The sequence below is a fragment of the Candidatus Kapaibacterium thiocyanatum genome (assembly GCA_001899175.1).
Taxonomy (GTDB): domain Bacteria; phylum Bacteroidota; class Ignavibacteria; order Kapaibacteriales; family Kapaibacteriaceae; genus Kapaibacterium; species Kapaibacterium thiocyanatum.
In genome coordinates, this window is the sequence record MKVH01000008.1 from 105,868 (window position 1) to 124,112 (window position 18,245).

The window sequence follows — 18,245 nt, forward strand, 5'->3', positions numbered from 1 at the left end:
CCGTTACGCCGACGATCTGGCGGAAAGATTCGCCCGAATGCGTGTGAGCACGATCCGGTTGTAGCGCTGCGTGACGATGCAGGGGACATTCGAGGCGATAGCGTAGACTACCATCACTCCGGCAGCCCACAGCGGATTCCACAGGAAGAACACGGGGCACCACAGCAAGGTGACGAGATGCGCCCATTCGGCCCTGCGCGTTTCCGTGATGAATGTGGTGTAGGAGGCCACGTCACGCGTACGTGGGAGTTCCTTCCGGACCGCGCCACCGAAGAAGCGCGCACCGTCGGGCAGGAGCATCTTCCATCGATGCACGGCCAGTATGCGTCTGTACGCCTGGCCACCGTCCTCCCACGCCCGCTGCCGGTACAGCCATGTGTCGCGTTCGAACATGCTGGCAGGAAGACGGAACGCGAACCACGACGTCGCAAGGTGGATCACGGGCCAACCGCCGATATTGAGGATCCACACGAGGGTTTCAGGCATCGCCGATCCCCGGTTGGTCTACGGAGCGTCCCTTCCATGCGACGGCCGTCCCACGCCGCTGGAGGATCAGCGCGCGGAAGAACACGACGACGAACAGGCTCAGGGGGATTGGGTAGAGCAACACGGCCCATGGCCGGTATGTGCCCACGAGCGGGCGCATCGTGACCAGCACGCTACAAGCGGCAATCCAGGCCGCCAGCCCGTACCACGGTCCGAGCACGAAGAGTGCCGGTGCCACGATCATGCCGGTAAGCCACAACGAGGTCAGCAATACGGTGTATGGCCTGGACGCTCCCGCCCCGCGTGTGAAGGCCTTGCTCCAACCCTGTATCACCTGGGCGAGGCCACCGGTATACATGCGCATGGCGAGAATATCACGGCCGGCAATCGACGCCGTAGGGATGCCATGAGCGAAGAACAGGTCCGTCATGTGGAAATTCTCGAGGATCTGTCCGCGCACGGCGGCGTGTCCGCCAACCCGTATGTAGGCGTCACGATCCACCACCATGCACTGTCCGAACAGCCGTGGGGTAGCGGTGCCGATGGTGAAGGCATCGGATCCCATCGCCATGAGCAGGTTGAAGAACAGGGATGCCTGTTCGTACCATGCCACCACACGGTGATACGGAAGAACGGACAGCACGGTGCCGGGTCGGTATCGTTCCAGCAATCCTGGCAGGGCACGGCCTTCGAACCACGTATCGGCATCGAGGAAACACAGGACGTCGGCGTCGGTGGACTGGGCGCCGTGGTGGCAGGCCCATGCCTTTCCGGTCCATCCCGCTTGCAGCGGCGGCGGCTGCACCACCGTGGCGCCGAAAGAATGCGCGATGTCCGGCGTAGCGTCCGTGGAGGCGTCGTCCACGACGACGATATCACGGACCAGGGCGCGATACGGCTGAATGGAGGAGAGCAGCCGAGGCAGATTGTGCGCTTCGTTCCGGGCCGGCACGACGATGGAGATCGTACGTTCGGTACGCGGATACACTGCCGTGCGCCGACGGTGCAGGACGATGCATCCCGTACAGCATAGGAGGATCGTCACGATGGTCAGGACGATCGTCACGCCACGAGGTCCTCGGTGATCATCCGTGCCACGTGCCGGCCCGACAGCACTACCATGGGCATCCCGCCGCCGGGGTTGACGCTGCCTCCGGCGAAGTACAGGTTGCGGTAGGACGTACTGCGTTTGGGTGCCTTGAAGGCGAAGTTCTTGCGGCGATCGCTCACCACGCCGTAGATGGAACCCTGGTTCGACCGATACATGCGCTGGATGTCGAATGGTGTCCAGAAGTCCTCCACGACGATATGCTTGCGCAGATCCGTGAGTCCCATACGTTCGAGTTTGTCGATCACAACGTCCTTGAGACGTACACAGTCGGCATGTGTGTATGGTTGTCGCGTACCGAGGTGAGGAATATGCGGCAGGATCTTGATGTTGTCGTGTCCGGCCGGTGCCTGCGACGGATCGGTGCGAGTAGGTGCCACAAGGTAGATCGTGGGATCGTCGGGCAGGAGTCCATCGTGGAACACACGATGGAAGTGGTCTTTCTGGTTGCGGGCATAGAAGAAGTTGTGGTGTGCCAGTTGGGGATAGACGCGATCGACGCCAAGGTGGAGAACGATACCGGAACATGCCGGCTCGAACTTCTTCAGACGTCGCATGGTGCGGCCTGAATCGGGCTCGTCCAGTAGGTCCTTGTACGCGGGTATGACTTCCATATTGGATACCACGGCATCGGCCGATACGGTGCGCGTCGTACCGTTACCCACTCGAACGTCCACGCCGGTCACGTTTCGGCCATTGCGGTTGATGCGGGTCACGTCGGCATCGAGTATGAGTTCGATGCCCAGTTCGGCCATTCTTCGTTCGAACGCTTCGGCAAGGCGATACAGGCCTCCCTCCACGTACCACAGTCCGTAGTCGGTTTGGATGGTAGGCATCAGGTTCATGAAGCCGGGAGCATCGTATGCAGATGAACCCACGTACTTGATGAAGTACTCGAGGGTATCGCGGAGATGGGGCTCGGTGACTCTCCTGGCGATGCCGGCCGCCATGGTGTGGCGGAAGTCCATACCGGTGGACGACAGGCCGTAGAACCGCACGAAGTCCATGAAGGTATCGAGTCCTTCATTGAAGTAGCCGCGTTCCACCTCATGGTACTGTTGTCGGGCGTATTCCAGGAACCGGACGTACTGCGCATGCGTACCGGGTGCCAGGTGTTCCAGATCGTCCCGCATGCGTTCGTGGTTCTCCCACAGATCGAGGACGGTACCATCCTCGAAGAAATTCCTCCATTGCGGATCCACGCGGTGCAGGGTGACATAGTCGTCCAGTGTTCTGCCGCCATCCTCGAACAGCGGACGGAACACGTGGGGCAGTGTGAGGATGGAAGGGCCGAGATCGAACGAAAATCCGTGGTCGCGCAGGACGTTGAGCTTACCGCCCACCTGGGCGTTCTTTTCGAACACCGTTACGCCGAACCCGCGCATGGCCAGTGCGATCGCTGCCGACATTCCACCGAGGCCGGCGCCGATGACGATGACGGTCTTCTTCATGGTTGTACCAGCGTAATGATGATGGTCGTGTCCTTCGTACCCAACCGGAACCGTGTATCATCGAAATCCGGCGGGCCGAACCGGGGGCGCGGGTTGTTGGATGCACCGACGGCCTCCTTGGGAATGCCGAACAGCCCCTTGTCGAGTTCCCGGTTGTTGTTGGCGTCGTGATAGACGGACACGGCGTAGTCGCCCTGTGTCAGTCCTTGCACCGTGAACCTGAGCTCACCTGAAGCAGGTGGTGCAAGCGTGCCGGAGCGCAGTGCCTTGGTGACATCGCGCGGGAATCCATCGTCGGACGTGAACACGCAGTATCGCACTACGCCCTCGGCATTCGGAAAATTCTGTACACGAACGGTAAGGGTGTGCCCGCCGCCATCCTGCCATGCCGTGATGGACATGGTGGCAAGCAAGGCCAGAGCGCCGAGGAACAGACGTTTGAACGACGTGAGTCCACCGTGACGGAACATGATGACCTTTCGTAGTTGTTCGAATTTCGATCTCGTATGTGGAAACCAGGCTATGTCGTTCGACAGGAAGCCGTAATACCGCATCACGGTCTGCCGGCGGCTGAACGTACGGAAGCCTTCCAGCCCCTTGTACCTTCCGTATCCGCTGCGGCCCGTGCCACCGAAGGGTGCGGCCGGATTGGCGACGTGGCGGATGACGTCGTTGATGGAGCACGAACCCGTGCGCAAGGCCGCAGCGATGCGCATGGCCCTGTCGCGCGAGCGGCTCCAAACACTGGCGGAAAGTCCGTATCCGCCGTCATTGGCACGGGCGATGGCTTCTTCATCGGATGCCACCACGACCACGGGCAGAACCGGTGCGAACGTTTCTTCGTGGAGGATCCGTGCATCCGGATGGATGTTGGTAAGAATCAGGGGACGGATTGAGCGTCCGCGGATGTCCACGGATGGCGTGGCCACGGCACCCGACCGGAGTGCGTCCTCGATATGGTCGCGGGCTATGGACACTTCACGGTCACGTGTCATGGGAGCTACGTCGTCGATATCCGTAACTCCCACGGAACGTTCGGACAGCAGGGTGGCCATCCTGTGCACAAGAGCGTCGGCCACGGGCGCATGGACGAACAGGCGCTTGACCGATACGCACACCTGGCCTGCGTTCAGACACAGTGCATAGACGGCGGCGCGAGCGGCGCGTTCGATGTCGGCATCCTCGCAGACGATCATGGCATCGTTGCCGCCGAGTTCCAGGACACATGGGATGAGATGGAGAGCGGCGCGGGCCGCGATGGATCGTCCGGCGGCCGTGCCCCCGGTGGCGAAGATGAAGTCCGGAACTGCATCGATGATGGCCGTCGCCGCCGCCGCATCGCCGTGAACGATCTGCAGGACGTCCGGTGGCAGGCCTGCATCCACAAGGATGGAACGCACCAGGTCGGCCGTCCGCGGCGTCTGCTCGGAGGGTTTGAGGATGACGCCGTTACCCGCCACGATGGCCGTGATCGCAGGAACGAAGGCGAGCTGTACGGGATAGTTCCAGGGCGATACCACCAGCACGGCACCATGGGCACGGTAGTGCTCGGCCGTGGTGGTGAACCAATGCAAGGGTCCCTCCGATGCGATGCGGAGCGGACGCAGCGCGTGCACTGCATTGCGCTCGCAATAGCGGATGAACTCGAGGGTCACCAGCAGGTCGCCGGACAAGGCATCCAGGGCGGGTTTCGACGTTTCCTCGCGGATGGTGGCCACGATGGCATCCATGGCGTCCACCATGGCAAGGCGCGCCCTGCGCAGGATGGCCAGGCGTTGGCGTATGGGGACGGCCGACCACGCCGCGGAGGCCGCACGAGCGCGTTGGACGACGTCATCCATCCTGGTGGATCTCGTCATAGGAACGGGGTCGGGCATACGGTACGCCATACTTGTCGCAGATCAGGTTGGACGAGATGCGTGCGGATTCGAAGATCGTGGGCAGACCGCTGCCGGGATGCGTACCACCGCCAACCAGGTAACAGTTGTCGGCCTCCTCGAACTTGTTGTGCGGACGGAAGTACAGAAGCTGTCCCATGCTATGCCCCATGTTGAAGGTGGCACCCAGGTGAACGTTCTGCTTGCGGTCCCAGTCCCACGGCGTGATCATCGTTTCCGTCACGATATGCGAGCGGAGATCGGGAAAGCCACCGCGCCGTTCCAGAATGTCGAGAACGCGCTCACGGAAACGGCCCTTCGCTTCGTCCCAGTTCACGTCGGCCCGGTTGTTGCTCACCGGTGCGAGCACGTAGAGGGAGGAGTGACCCTCCGGAGCCAGGCTGGGATCGTTGATGGAGGCATTGCGTACGTAGACGGAGATATCGTCTTCCGTATGGATGTGACGGCCGATGTCCGTAAGGTTCCTGCGGTAATCCTCGGCGAAGATGATCGTATGATGTTCGGCGGGATACAGGCGGTCCACACCCAGGTAGAGCATGAAGGTGGAGCATGAGAACGACCGCTGCTCCATCTGCTTCGGGGCGTACTTGCGCAGGTATCCTGGCGGGAACAGTCGTTGCATCGCATAGCCGAAGTCGGCGTTCAGGATCACCTCGTCCGCCATCACGCGTTCACCGGATTCCAGTTCGATACCGCGGACTGCACGCCCGTCGAGCACGACCTGCCGCACCGGCGAGGAAAGATGGAAGGTGGCTCCGGCCTCGGTCGCCACCTGTGCCAGCGCCGATGGAATACGGTTGAGTCCGCCGTGCACGTGGAATACACCGTAGGCATGTTCCACGTAGGGAATCATGCCGAACAGGCCGGGGCACTCCCATGGGGCCATGCCCAGGTACTTGGACTGGAACGTGAAGGCCAGGCGGAGGTCCTCGGACTGGAAGTAGTCGGACAGCACGTCGTACAGCGAACGTCCGAGCGCGATCTGCGGAAAGGCCTTGAGAAGGGCGACGCTCACGTAGGAAGTCAGGGAAGCGTAGTCCCGCTGGAGGCATGGGTACAGGACCCGGAACCGTTCCTGTTCGCGGTCCAGGAACCGTTGCAGACCTTCGCCCTCTCCAGGGAAACAGGCCTCGATGGCCTCACGCATCCGCACCTTGTCGTCGTATACCATCATGCGGCGATCGGCGAACACCAGATCGTACATCGGCTCCAGACGCTGGAACGTCAGGTAATCCGATGCCGACCTGCCGGTTTCCTCGAACAGTTCGTCGAGCAGGAACTTCATCATCAGGAAGGTCGGCCCCAGGTCGAACCGATAGTCGCCCATGCGGACCTCGCCGGTTCGGCCTCCGATGGCATCATTCCGTTCGTACACGTGGACATCGAATCCGCGATGAGCCAGGAGCATGGCGGCGGCGGTCCCGCCGGGGCCGGCGCCGACGATGACGATCTTCTTCGAGGGCTTTCTCATACGATCTTGGAAGGTTCAGGAAGGCGGTAGATACTCCACCGCCTGTGGTAATGAGATATAATCTACCTGCTGCGCCGGTTTCCCCATGCGATGACGATGGCGTCCGATCCGATATTATGTATCAGCGAAAGTACGGCACTATTTCGGCAGGTGCATACATTCGTACCACGTGAATCGATGATTTTTCCCGGAATGATAGATGAACAGAGGACTTGCGTTGGTGTTGCCGATCCTCTTCGCCGTGGCTACCGCAGCGACGAATGCGCAGACGAACGGTAATGATCAGCGGGTGAGCGGTGAAGGGGGCGAAGGGCAATCCACCCGTACTGACTGGTATTACATTCCTGCGACGGTGCAAGGGAACGACACCGTGGCCTTCGAGCTTGCGGGTGGCGCGTTCAAGAGCTACGGATGCAAACCTGTGGATCCTGCCTACTGGATGACGGGCAACGGCTGCTCCGTAACCATTATGTTCACACGACCCGAAGCCAACCCGTCGTTCAGGGTCTGGGGGATGAATACCGACGACACGGCATCCGTGAGCGTCAACGGCGCATCCTATCCGTTGACGATGGCATCGGCGTCGTATAAGGCCAAGGTCGTCTGTGGCACATCGCCCGGACCAGATGGAGTATTGTTCGCGAACGGACTCCTCGTCGGCGCCAACACACCATCCGAGGCCAACTATTCGTATCAGGATATCCGGTTGAACGCAGCGGGCGTCTCATCGATCACGATCACCGGGTTGAAAGGGGCCGGCTGGGGCTTTACGGGCATATCCGTCTATCGTGCTGCCAACGCCCCGATCGACGTGCAACGACGAGACGATCCTGGTACGACCAGGCCGAGGGGGAGGTAGGGGATGAATCGGACAAGTCAAATACTGATTCGTGAAAGGGTACTGACGCACGATCGTGTCCGAGGTCATACCAGCGTTGCATCGATTCGTTCATGTTGATGAATACCAGTGGATATCCCGATCCGAGCTGTGGGCATACGATCGGATTCCATATCACTGGAGGTACGAACGATACACTATCAGGCTGCTACGTTCTGCCCGATGGTATGGTAGGTACATCGGCAACCGTCATCGATATGCCACCGCTGTTCACCCTGGGTAAACCATGAGCGAACATTCCAGCTCCGGTGCGAGTACGTTCGTCGTCGATGCCTTCCATCCTATCCGGAAATACGTATCCAGTCCTTGCCATACTGCACCTCCACTTCCCGGATCGACGCATGAACGTACAAGCCGACGTGTATGCCGACAGGCCGCATCGGCACGTGGGTAATGAGGACTCCGCTGTCGAGCTCGAAGAATGTCCGGTCCGGTTCGTCTTCACCCACATCCTCACTCGTATACCCTACGATACTCGTGATCCTTCGACCCTTGATGTCGGAGGCCGCCGAAACCTGCCCTCTGCGCTGCCACCACATCTTCTTCATCGGCGGGAAGTAGCTTCGGGCAGAGGGATCCAGCTCTCTGATCCAGACCGTGTCCCCGCTGATGGATAAAGGGAAGCCGATCACCAGGCCCTCATCAAGGACCATATAGCAGTCAGCCGTCATGAGGGCGATATATTCGGATTTATCGTACGTCTCCTCCGTGAAGAGAATATCCTGTATTTCCCTGCCGATCAGATCACGGAGCTGCATACTCTCACCTGATAACATTGCATGACAAGAGGATGGTTGTGTTGCATGCGGTGATGCAAGTACACGTACCAAGCGCGAAGTTATCAATAGAGCATGCACGAGGAGTACTGTGTCAATCTCCCCGTGGGACGCCGACCACAGTAAGGCGCTATCCTTGCAAGAGACCGAAGGCGATCCGAAGAGGGCCGTGCACGAAATCCGCGTGAACGGTAATCGCGGATAAAAACACAAAAGCCTTCCCAGCTAAGCTGAGGAGGCTTCGTACACCGTATGAGTGTCACATCTTCGCTCCGGGCTAGCATGAATACTGGGTTCTCGATCTCGGTGTACCAAGAGGGCGCCCAAAGCAGGGATTCCGGGTTGATCCGGAATAGGAATATGTGTTGAATGCGATCGGATGGTCGTGGCAGCATCGTGATACTCATTATGGAGAATGTCATGCCTGATCTTGCCTTCATTAGCCTTGGCGTTTCAATCCTATCCCTACTCATCGCAGCGACAACGGCTTGGTTCGCACTCTTACGGAAGGGTGCCGTGAGAATGACCCAGCCGACGGTGGTCATATTTGCCCCTGATCCAATAAACAGGACGTTGCAGAGTGCGCCTCCGAAGATTTTCCTAAGAACCCTGCTATTTTCAACCTCCAAACGAGGCCGACATGTAGAAAGTTTACATGTATGTCTTTCACTGAAAGGTGTCTGTCAGAAGTTTACGTCATGGGGGTATGAAACCGACATGCTGGTACAAGGCAGTGGGTTATTTGTTGGAGAAACGGGAGTAGCCGCGTATCATCATTTTCAGGTTCATGAGTCTTGCTGCGAATTTCGACTTGGATATGGCCGATATGATCTTGAGGTATATGCCTGATCTTCCCCCGTTAGGCTTGTCAGGGTATGAGAACTCTAGATTTGCGAAAATAGTTGTTGTTCGAATTGGACAGGTGTCATGTTGTTGATCGAAGAATGGATGCGTTGTCTGTTGTAGAACAGGTGCGTCCAGCGATAGACAGTCGATCGTGCGTCTCTGAGGTCGTCGAAGAGCAGTGGACGTCCGAGCTCGGTCTTCATCCGTGCCCAGAATGATTCCATCGTTGCGTTGTCGTAGCAATTTCCTTTGTTGCTCATGCTCTGGATGAAGTTCCGCTTGGCAAGTTCAGTCCGGAACAGATCTGCATTGTACTGACTACCACGGTCGGAATGGAAGATGATCGGCTCCGGCGGTAGACGTCGGCGTACACGGCAGGCATCGTCGAAGGCTTTGAGCAGTGTCCGGGTCTGCATCGAATGCGAGACGACCATGCCCAGGATACGTCGGGAGCACAGATCCATGATAGCCACGGCATAGGCCTTGCCATTGCGGCACGGCAGTTCCGTGAAGTCACTCACCCAGACCTTGTCAGGGCGATGGACATCGAATGATCGCTGCAGGAGGTTGGCCGCCGGAACCAAGGTTTTCGATGAATCCGTCGTAGGGCGGAATCGACGCTTCACGTTGGCACGGATACCAGCTACCTGCATGATTCGTTCTACGGTCTTGCGGCTGATAACCTCGCCCTCACGGCGCAGGGCATGCGTCAGGCGCGGACTGCCGTAGCTACCGTTGCTCGCTTCGTGCATTTGACGGATGTGCAACCTCAGGCGCTCGTGCCGAAGATGCCGCTCCGATGGCCTACGGGACTTCCACGCGTGATAGGCCTGGCGGCTGATACCCAGAGCACTGCACATGAGCTTCAGAGGCCACTTCGCCCGACGTTCATCGACAAAACGGCACTTCATTTCGGGCGTTGCGAGAAGGAAGCCAGACCGACGGCCTCCTTTAGGATGTCACGCTCCATTTCCGCGCGTTTCAGCGCACGCTCCAGCTCGCGTATCCGTTGCTTATCCGTCTTCTCTGTCTCATCCACCGTCCTTTGGCCTGCATCCAGTATCCAGCGCCGAAGCGTTTCTTCGGCTATGCCAAGGTCTCGTGCCACACGCGTGTAGGGTTGCTTCTCTTCGACGACTAAACGTACCGCTTCTCGCTTGAATGCCTCGTCGTACCGTTCTCCTTTGGGACTTCCCATCGTTGATCTCCTTCCTTTGTTGGAAGTTCGAGACCTCTACACTGTCAACCAAACCGGGGGAACATCACATAGCATCAATCCGAACATCAGAGTTGACGTGTTGAAAACCGTTCTTCGTTGACCTTGTTGATATTCCTAATGTGTTGTCGTAGACCTCTGAGCCGGGGCTCGTTTGCTTGTTTCCCCTTGGCTTCTTGCAAGTTCTTCAGTGCTTTAGCTGTTGGGCGGAGCCGACATCTGGCAACCACAACACCTGTAATCTCAGTTCTTCCTTTAGAGAAGTGGGTCTTCTCCTTCTTGTGCCTGAAACCAGTGGTGTGGAGTATGGCCAGCACTCTTTTGGAAACATCGGTATGACGGAAATCCCATTGTGCAGAGATCGTGAGATCATCAACGTAACGGGAATACACTAGACCGCGTTCTTGGCATATGGCCATCAACTGTACGTCGAGTTCTCGCAAGGAGACGTTTGCGATGAAAGAACTGATTGGGGAACCGGTAGGCACTCTATTCTCGATGGTGACTAGTCTGGTCAGAACCTCAGCAATTTCAGGTGTAGTGAGGGTCTTGAGTGCCGAGTACACCATGCTCATGGTAACAGACGGGAAGAACTTCTCAATATCCACAAGGAAGAAGAATTCGCTGCGTAGATGCTGGCGAGCATTCGAGATGTAGCTTCTTCCCTTCACACTTCCGTGAACACATGTGGGAAATTCAATACGTGACTTCAGGAACTCGTAAAGCTTCTCCTGCAATTGTTTGAGTCTGTGGCGTGGTTTCTCGATTCCACGAGACTCATTATGGTTGTTTGGCTTCGGTACAGAATCAAAAGCGTAGAACTTGCCGTCAACATTCCGATTGGCATTGTCACAGTACCGAACAAAGTCTTCCCACGATTGAGTGAAACCAATCTGTCGAAGAAGGTATTGCTTATTCCCGATTAGTCTCGGTCTTAAGCGGGAAGATTTCTCTGAGGAAGGCATTGATCTGCGGTTGGGTTTGTCGGAAGTACTCTCGTTTCTCTGGGGCTACTTCATCTTCGGTCATTGAGAGGAAAACGAATACACTCAATGGCATTCCAAATACAACACTTGCCCTTTCAAGAACACTTTGGTGAAGCGTCCGATCTCCCTTCTCCACAAGAGAAAGGTGGGATTGGGTGATCTCCAGTCGTCGTGCAAGCTCGGTCTGCGACAGACCGTGGAGCTCACGGAGTTTTTTCATTGTGCTGCCAACGTCCATACGGAGATGCGCAAAGATTCAATGGGAGAAGTAGTAGAGAGGCTGATCATTCAACACGCTGGGATTGGTCTTGGAATACCTGAGGCCACTGGAATTTTCCAGTACCGTTACTCGCGATCAAGAAGGAATTCCAACTGGAAGTCGCGAATCAATATCCAAAGCCACTTGGCTTCTGTCTTCATTCCATCACTGAAACCCGCATCGGGATCGAACATCCCTTCAAGCTCCTCGATGATTTCTTGAAGACGCCATCGTGCGTCGTGATCAAAAAGAGCGGACCTGTTCCGCATGAGCGACTTGGCCTCATTGCTGAGGCGGGAGAGATGTTTCATAACATCTCCTTTCTGAATATGGAAGAAACTGCCACGCCCGCACTTGCGGGCGGGGGGTGTTCATTCCCGGTCGGGGTGACAGTTTCGACATAGTCCGCTCTAGGACCTCTCACACTTCCGGAGCTATCTACAGGGGGTGTACGAGCATCGTCGTAGCGTTGCGGTGCCAAGCGGCATCGTACACGGTACGACGAAGACATGCGGCATCACATACTGCATGCGCCATGAATCCACACACGAGGAGTGGAGCCGAAGATGGTATCTCCAGCGGTGGTCATTGTCATCCGATCCGAATCAGGCAAGTCATTCAAAGAACGTGATACGAAAGTACTGAGCCCTATGACTCTGAGCAATAGAATGTTTTCCACACGAGCAACTGATGTAGGGGAGAGTATGTGTTATGGTCTACCGAATCCCTTGATGTTAGTAACGTTGTAGATAACTACCAAGGAGTAGATAAGGTGAGTAGTAATCCGAATGATGTGCTGGTAAACGGAATCCGTGTCCCTGAAGGTTGTATCCCTGCGTGGACGTTGGATGAAAGTGAAAAGAACAGGTTGGTTGATGACCGCCGTCCTCTCAACTACAACCCGAGTACGTACTTCCAGCCCATAGAACACATGGGCGAGGACATTATTGTGGGCTATCTGGGACACGTGGAGAGCCGTGGTAGAGCAGGCACGGCGAAGTTTCATCATGAGGTCTATCGGCAGTCCTACACCTACTTTATCGACTACGCCGAGGGCAAGCCTGTCTACGTGACATTCGACCAAGTGACCGTTCATCGTCTCTTACAGATTCAGCCACGGGCTGGTGAACCGCTCCTGTGGTACTGGAAACGCATTGACTCACCCAAGAAGATTAACAGCCGCCATATCTTCATGGTCATGCCCTTCGAAGAGGGTCCTCTACAAGAGTTCTACACCGTCAACGTTAGAGATTTTCTAACGCAGGAAATGGGCCTCATTGTCCAACGTGCTGATTCTGTGCATGATAACGACGTAATCAGCGACACTGTGCTCCAGCTAATCGAGGAGTCAGCAATCATAATCGCAGATTCGTCCACGGCAAACAAGAACGTGTTCTATGAAATCGGATATGCTGATGCCAAAGGCAAAGAGCTGATCCTAATGCAAAACCGCAGTGCAGGCTCAATCTTCTTCGACAAAGCCCATCGACGTGGAATTCTGTACGATATGGACAAACCCGAGCAGTTCCGTGAGGAGTTACTGGCAACGGTGAAGCATATTCAGAACCGAGTTGGACAGAACAACTAGACGTTATGGTATCAGGGATTGAGCTTGTCCGTGATAAGTATTGGCTTATCAACGGAAGGATGAGGCTACTTCCCGTGCCGTCCCAAGGTGCTCAAGAACCGCTGGAGCAGTTCCACTGGTGTGAGCTGGAGTTTGGGTGCCAGTAGCAGGAACGAGTTCAGGCTGATCTCGGACTCGCCCCTTTCGAGTTTCGAGACATACGCCTGCTCCAACCCCTCGTCCGACACGGCCTCCTGTGAGAGACCCAATTCAAGTCTCCGTTCACGGATCAGTAGCCCAAGTGCTTGTGCAGTACTGGCCTTTTGTCCCTTGTGTATCACTAATTCCTTGAGCGGTCTAGCCATACGACCAAGCTATCCGAGCAAGGGGGCAGCAATTACTCCTATAGAAGTAAATGGATTCTTTCACGTCTGCTGGAGGCAGACTAGTACCAATAATCAATGGTCTCGGCAATGGCAAGCACATCCATCCATCGTGTGGTCATGATCACCACGGTCTGTATACTGAGTTTCCTGTCATACGAGAAGAGCTTCGGGCAAGACTTCCAAGTACATCGTGGCTGATGCAGTACCGCCATCCTCGATTTTGGATTTCCTCAGGAAATCTTCGTGGTACGAGCGATGACGCATGTGCTCTTCATAGACCCTCCGAATCCGGGTGAACACGGCGTCGATGTTCTTTCGTATTTCGTTCACGTTGGGGGCCTTCTCCGATAACTTCCCATCCTTGAGGATGAATTTCCTCGGCACGGAAATACCCGTGGACTTCCGGGTTCTTCCCTTAGGGTTTGCCGGACCGATCCACCGTTCGCAGATCACCGTACAGATGAAGGTGCCTTTGGTTGCCTTGGCCGAGGCCACCTTGTAGAGGAAGGATACGTGCAGAGCATCGCGTCCTATGCCGATCGTTTGAGAGTAAGACATTACGTCTCCTGTTGGGTTGGAAAGTGGTGGCACCAGTGGTGGTCCTCCAGTTCCCTGTAAGACTGTCTATCGCCCAAAAACCCAAGGAGACTTTCCCTTCAATCCCGCTGCCTGTGCGATGTCCACAGGCTATCGCCCAAAATGACAAAAGGCTTCCCAACATGGTTGAGAAGCCTTTGTACACCGTACGGGAATTGAACCCGTGTTACCGCCTTGAAAGGGCGGTGTCCTAACCCCTAGACGAACGGTGCAAAAACGGATCACAAATATAGGGGTCTGGGCCGTTATTGCCAAATTTGCAGGATGACAACCGTAGGAATCACCGGCGGAATAGGAACGGGCAAGTCCACCGTGGCGCAGATCCTGCGTCAACGGGGATGGCCGGTCTATGCGTCCGACGACACGGCCACAACCATCATGGAGAACGACGCCGACGTTCACCGCGAACTGGTGGAGCTGTTCGGGCCCTCAGCCATGCACGACGGAACGCCCGATCGCACGGCGATCGCCGCTCTGGTGTTCGGAGACGATCCGGAGGCCCGCCGACGTCTGGCGGCCCTGAACGCCATCGTCCACCCCCGCGTGCGGGAGGAACACCGGACCCGGATGGCCGAACATCGCGCCATGGGAACGCCCGTCATGGCCATCGAGTCGGCACTGCTGTTCGACGCCGGACTCGACCGGGAGGTCGACGTCGTGGTCGTGGTGGATGCCGACGACGACGTGCGGATCCGGCGGGTGATGGAGCGTAACAAGCTGACCCGCGAACAGGTCCTTGCACGGATCGCAGCCCAGATGCCGATGGCCGAACAACGTTCCAGGGCGAACTTCGTCATACGCAACGATGCCGGCCTGGAAGCCCTGACCGAGTCCACGAACGCCGTGGCGGCGAGGATCGAAGCAGGAGCTTCGGCAGGCGACGGACAAGTTTCATAGTTTTGCACTCACGTCTCATCCTTCATTCAAAGGTCATTCTGTTATGCCTTCCCCGCTCCATCTCACGGATGAAAGTTTCCAACCGGAAATCGAGTCAGGCGCCGTCGTCCTCGTGGACTTCTGGGCAGCCTGGTGCGGCCCGTGCCGTGCCATCGCACCCATCATCGACGAGCTCGCCGGTGAGTACGATGGTCGTGCCCGCATCGCCAAGGTCGACGTGGACAACAATCCGCGCGTCGCGCTGCAGTACGGTATCCGTTCGATCCCCGCCCTGCTGATCTTCAAGGGTGGCAAGGTCGTGGACACGATCGTTGGCGCGGTGCCGAAGAGCTATATCACGGACCGCCTCAACGCCCAGGTGAACTGAGCCATGGCACGCCCTTCTCTTCTCACCGAAGACGAACTGGCCGAACATATCAAGGACATTCCGTTGTGGCGCCGCGATGGCGCCACAATCGTTCGGGAGATAGCCGCCTCCGACTTCGCGGCCGCCGTCGGTGTCGTGAACGCCATCGCACTGCTCGCAGAGAAGGCAGACCATCATCCCGATCTGCTGATCTACGGCTGGAACAAGGTGCGCGTCACGCTCTCGACGCATGACCAGGGGGGACTGACGATTCTCGACATCCGCCTGGCCAAACAGATCGACGCACTCGCCTTTTCTACCATCGCCTAATCTGCCCATGTCAGCAATCCATGATATCACGGCCCGCGAGATTCTGGACTCGCGCGGTAATCCTACCCTTGAAGTCGATGTCGTTCTCGACGACGGTTCGATGGGCCGAGCCGCGGTGCCCTCCGGCGCCAGCACGGGTGAACACGAAGCCGTCGAACTGCGCGACGCCGACGAAGCACGTTATCACGGCAAGGGCGTACTCCGTGCCGTGGAACACATCGATACGGAAATCGCCGATGCCCTGCTGGGCATGGACGCAACGGACCAGCGCCAGATCGATCGCATCCTGTGCGACCTCGACGGTACGGCCAACAAGGCACGCCTGGGCGCCAACGCCATCCTCGGCGTTTCGCTGGCCGTCGCCAAGGCCGCAGCCGAATATCACGGCCTGCCGCTCTTCCGCTACCTCGGTGGCGTGAATGCGACGATGCTGCCCACGCCGATGATGAACATCCTGAACGGCGGACGTCATGCCGACAACAACGTCGACATCCAGGAATTCATGATCATGCCGCTCGGGGCGGATACCTTCTCCGACGGACTGCGCATGGGCACGGAAGTGTACCATACGCTGAAGTCCGTGCTCAAGAAGAAGGGACTGTCCACGGCAATCGGCGACGAAGGCGGCTTCGCACCGTCACTGGCATCCAACGAACAGGCCCTGGACGTCATCATGGAAGCCATCGCCGCCGCAGGCTATACGCCGGGCGACGACATCGTGCTCGCCCTCGACGTGGCTGCGAGCGAGATGTGGAAGGACGACGGCTACGTGATGTACAAGTCGACGAAGGAAAAGAAGTCCCGCGAGGAGATGATCTCGTGGTATACGTCGCTCTGCGAACGCTATCCCATCGTTTCCATCGAGGACGGTATGGGCGAGAACGACTGGGACGGATGGAAGGGCCTTACCGATGCCGTCGGCGATCACGTCCAGCTCGTCGGTGACGATCTGTTCGTCACGAACGTCGACTTCCTCTCCAAGGGGATTTCCGAAGGCGTGGCCAACTCCATCCTCATCAAGGTCAACCAGATCGGCACACTCAGCGAAACGCTGGATGCCGTATCCCTGGCCCACCGCTATGGCTACAGTGCCGTGATCTCGCACCGCTCTGGTGAAACGGAAGATGCGACCATCGCCGACATCGCCGTGGCGGTATCCTCCGGTCAGATCAAGACGGGAGCACCGTGCCGCAGTGACCGGGTGGCAAAGTACAACCAGCTGCTCCGCATCGAGGAAATGCTCGGCGAAGATGCCGAGTATGCCGCAGATCAGACCATCGCCTAACGATCAACAGCATACGGACAACATGAGCAACAACATCGTCTTCGGCACTGACGGATGGCGTGGCGTCATCGCCCGCGACTATACGTTCGACAATCTCACGCTGGTGGCCCATGCCACCGCACGATACGTCAAGACGCTCAAGGCGAAGAGTCCTGCCGTCGTCATCGGATACGACACGCGATTCCTCTCGAAGGAATTCGCTTCGCATACGGCCTGCATCCTGGCTTCCTATGGCATCACCGTGCACCTGACGGAGACGTTCTCGAGTACGCCGCAGGTGTCGTTCCATACGAAGCAGAAGGGCGCACAGCTCGGCGTGGTGATCACGGCAAGTCACAATCCGCCCATCTACAACGGCTTCAAGGTGAAGGCGAGCTTCGGGGGCCCGGCCGTTCCGGAGCAGATCGCCCTGATCGAATCGCAACTGGCGGCCCTGAAGGGCAAGGCTCCGAAGGCTTCGTCGACGTCGTACGACGACTACATCGACCAGCGCCTGATACGTCCGTTCGATGCGAAGGAATCCTACATCCGCTATCTGCGCAAGAAGATCGACCTCGATCTCATCGTGAAGAGCGGTATCAAGGTCCTCTACGATCCCATGCACGGCGCCGGTATCGACTTCATGCATCGCATCCTTCCGGGTGTGGCCGAAATCCACGGCGAGTACAATCCGTCCTTCGGCGAAGTGGATCATCCCGAGCCCATCGCCGAATGCCTGCGTCCGCTGATGGACGCCGTAAAGAAGAAGAAATTCGACGTGGGTCTCGCTACCGATGGCGACGCCGATCGTCTGGGTGCCGTGGATCATACGGGTGCCTTCGTCGACCCGCACAGGATCTTCATGCTGCTCATGAAGTATCTGTACGAGGACAAGAAGCGTCGTGGCGCCGTGGTCAAGACGGTATCGCTGACGTCGATGGTCAGCGCCTACTGCGAGAAGCACGGCATCAAGGTCTACGAAACGCCCATCGGGTTCAAGTACGTGGCCAAGCTGATGGCGGAGGAGAAGATCCTCATCGGCGGTGAGGAAAGCGGTGGTCTCGGAACGTCGCTCCACATTCCCGAGCGCGACGGCATCTTCAACGGTCTGTTGCTGCTGGAGATGATCGCGAAGCGTGGCAAGACGCTGCACGAGCTGTGCGAGGAACTCGACGAGGAATTCGGTCCGCACCGCTACCGTCGTCGCGACGTCCACGTCACGGAATCGCAGAAGAAGGCCATCCTCGGAGCATGCGCCAAGCAGCCCCTGAAGATCGGTCGCTACAACGTGCTGAAGGTGGATACGCGCGACGGCTACAAGTTCTATGTGGAAGGTGGAGCGTGGCTGCTGATCCGCGCGTCGGGCACGGAGCCGCTCATCCGCTTCTACAGCGAAGCCGCGTCGATCGCGACGGTGAACGAACTGATCGAGGAAGCCCTGAAGCTCAAGTGACGAGCGGACA

Annotated in this window: 19 protein-coding genes, 1 tRNA gene and 1 pseudogene; 7 read left to right on the forward strand and 14 right to left on the reverse strand. The window is 57.6% G+C overall.

Features of this window, described 5'->3' with window-relative positions; translation table 11 throughout:
- Positions 1 to 3: 3 nt before the first annotated feature.
- The 5 genes from BGO89_08220 to BGO89_08240 are packed head-to-tail and all read right to left on the reverse strand — an operon-like array spanning position 4 to position 6,414.
- On the reverse strand, positions 4 to 486 hold the full coding sequence (locus tag BGO89_08220; protein OJX59968.1) for a hypothetical protein: 483 nt from the start codon (positions 484 to 486) through the stop codon (positions 4 to 6).
- Positions 479 to 1,552 (reverse strand): hypothetical protein, encoded by a 1,074-nt coding sequence (locus tag BGO89_08225; GenBank protein OJX59969.1) that lies wholly within the window; start codon positions 1,550 to 1,552, stop codon positions 479 to 481. Before BGO89_08225 ends, BGO89_08220 begins: the two co-directional genes overlap by 8 nt.
- Positions 1,549 to 3,045, reverse strand: coding sequence for a diapolycopene oxygenase (locus BGO89_08230; protein OJX59970.1), 1,497 nt, complete (start codon positions 3,043 to 3,045; stop codon positions 1,549 to 1,551). Before BGO89_08230 ends, BGO89_08225 begins: the two co-directional genes overlap by 4 nt.
- Positions 3,042 to 4,904, reverse strand: a complete 1,863-nt coding sequence (locus tag BGO89_08235) for a hypothetical protein (protein OJX59971.1) — start codon at positions 4,902 to 4,904, stop codon at positions 3,042 to 3,044. Before BGO89_08235 ends, BGO89_08230 begins: the two co-directional genes overlap by 4 nt.
- Positions 4,879 to 6,414 (reverse strand): phytoene desaturase, encoded by a 1,536-nt coding sequence (locus BGO89_08240; GenBank protein OJX59972.1) that lies wholly within the window; start codon positions 6,412 to 6,414, stop codon positions 4,879 to 4,881. Before BGO89_08240 ends, BGO89_08235 begins: the two co-directional genes overlap by 26 nt.
- A 199-nt stretch (positions 6,415 to 6,613) precedes the next feature.
- Here BGO89_08240 and BGO89_08245 point away from each other — a divergent pair, with 199 nt between their 5' ends.
- A complete protein-coding gene (locus tag BGO89_08245) occupies positions 6,614 to 7,273 on the forward strand; it encodes a hypothetical protein (protein OJX59973.1) in 660 nt (219 codons plus the stop codon).
- A gap of 320 nt (positions 7,274 to 7,593) precedes the next feature.
- On the opposite strand, the gene BGO89_08250 is transcribed toward BGO89_08245, so the two are convergent.
- From BGO89_08250 to BGO89_08275, 6 genes are all read right to left on the reverse strand, one after another.
- On the reverse strand, positions 7,594 to 8,070 hold the full coding sequence (locus BGO89_08250; protein OJX59974.1) for a hypothetical protein: 477 nt from the start codon (positions 8,068 to 8,070) through the stop codon (positions 7,594 to 7,596).
- 902 nt (positions 8,071 to 8,972) lie between these two features.
- Positions 8,973 to 9,794: a hypothetical protein gene (locus BGO89_08255; GenBank protein ID OJX59975.1), complete on the reverse strand. Its 822-nt coding sequence runs from the start codon at positions 9,792 to 9,794 to the stop codon at positions 8,973 to 8,975.
- A gap of 47 nt (positions 9,795 to 9,841) precedes the next feature.
- Entirely contained in the window at positions 9,842 to 10,132 is a 291-nt protein-coding gene (locus tag BGO89_08260) for a hypothetical protein (protein OJX59976.1), read from the reverse strand.
- An 86-nt stretch (positions 10,133 to 10,218) separates the two neighbouring features.
- Positions 10,219 to 10,887: a hypothetical protein gene (locus BGO89_08265; GenBank protein ID OJX59977.1), complete on the reverse strand. Its 669-nt coding sequence runs from the start codon at positions 10,885 to 10,887 to the stop codon at positions 10,219 to 10,221.
- Positions 10,888 to 11,062: 175 nt separating this feature from the next.
- Positions 11,063 to 11,374 carry a hypothetical protein gene (locus BGO89_08270; GenBank protein ID OJX59978.1) on the reverse strand — a complete coding sequence of 104 codons (312 nt, stop codon included), beginning with the start codon at positions 11,372 to 11,374 and terminating at the stop codon, positions 11,063 to 11,065.
- Between the two features lie 107 nt (positions 11,375 to 11,481).
- Positions 11,482 to 11,706, reverse strand: coding sequence for a hypothetical protein (locus BGO89_08275; GenBank protein OJX59979.1), 225 nt, complete (start codon positions 11,704 to 11,706; stop codon positions 11,482 to 11,484).
- Between the two features lie 950 nt (positions 11,707 to 12,656).
- On the opposite strand from BGO89_08275, the pseudogene BGO89_08280 reads away from it, so the two are divergent.
- Positions 12,657 to 12,983, forward strand: a pseudogene (locus BGO89_08280) (hypothetical protein).
- Between the two features lie 65 nt (positions 12,984 to 13,048).
- Here BGO89_08280 and BGO89_08285 read toward each other — a convergent pair.
- From BGO89_08285 to BGO89_08295, 3 genes are all read right to left on the reverse strand, one after another.
- The gene (locus BGO89_08285; protein ID OJX59980.1) at positions 13,049 to 13,327 is read right to left on the reverse strand and encodes a hypothetical protein; all 279 of its coding nucleotides are present in this window, start codon (positions 13,325 to 13,327) and stop codon (positions 13,049 to 13,051) included.
- A gap of 171 nt (positions 13,328 to 13,498) precedes the next feature.
- Entirely contained in the window at positions 13,499 to 13,906 is a 408-nt protein-coding gene (locus BGO89_08290; protein OJX59981.1) for a hypothetical protein, read from the reverse strand.
- A gap of 176 nt (positions 13,907 to 14,082) precedes the next feature.
- Positions 14,083 to 14,157 (reverse strand) — tRNA-Glu (locus tag BGO89_08295).
- A 52-nt stretch (positions 14,158 to 14,209) separates the two neighbouring features.
- Between BGO89_08295 and BGO89_08300 the strand changes: the two genes are divergently transcribed.
- The 5 genes from BGO89_08300 to BGO89_08320 are packed head-to-tail and all read left to right on the forward strand — an operon-like array spanning position 14,210 to position 18,235.
- Entirely contained in the window at positions 14,210 to 14,842 is a 633-nt protein-coding gene (locus tag BGO89_08300; GenBank protein OJX59982.1) for a dephospho-CoA kinase, read from the forward strand.
- 43 nt (positions 14,843 to 14,885) lie between these two features.
- On the forward strand, positions 14,886 to 15,209 hold the full coding sequence (locus BGO89_08305; protein OJX59983.1) for a thioredoxin: 324 nt from the start codon (positions 14,886 to 14,888) through the stop codon (positions 15,207 to 15,209).
- A 3-nt stretch (positions 15,210 to 15,212) separates the two neighbouring features.
- Complete coding sequence (locus tag BGO89_08310) at positions 15,213 to 15,518, forward strand: hypothetical protein (GenBank protein OJX59984.1); 306 nt, start codon at positions 15,213 to 15,215, stop codon at positions 15,516 to 15,518.
- A 7-nt stretch (positions 15,519 to 15,525) separates the two neighbouring features.
- On the forward strand, positions 15,526 to 16,803 hold the full coding sequence (locus BGO89_08315; GenBank protein OJX59985.1) for a phosphopyruvate hydratase: 1,278 nt from the start codon (positions 15,526 to 15,528) through the stop codon (positions 16,801 to 16,803).
- Positions 16,804 to 16,825: 22 nt separating this feature from the next.
- Entirely contained in the window at positions 16,826 to 18,235 is a 1,410-nt protein-coding gene (locus tag BGO89_08320; GenBank protein OJX60045.1) for a hypothetical protein, read from the forward strand.
- Positions 18,236 to 18,245 lie beyond the last annotated feature (10 nt).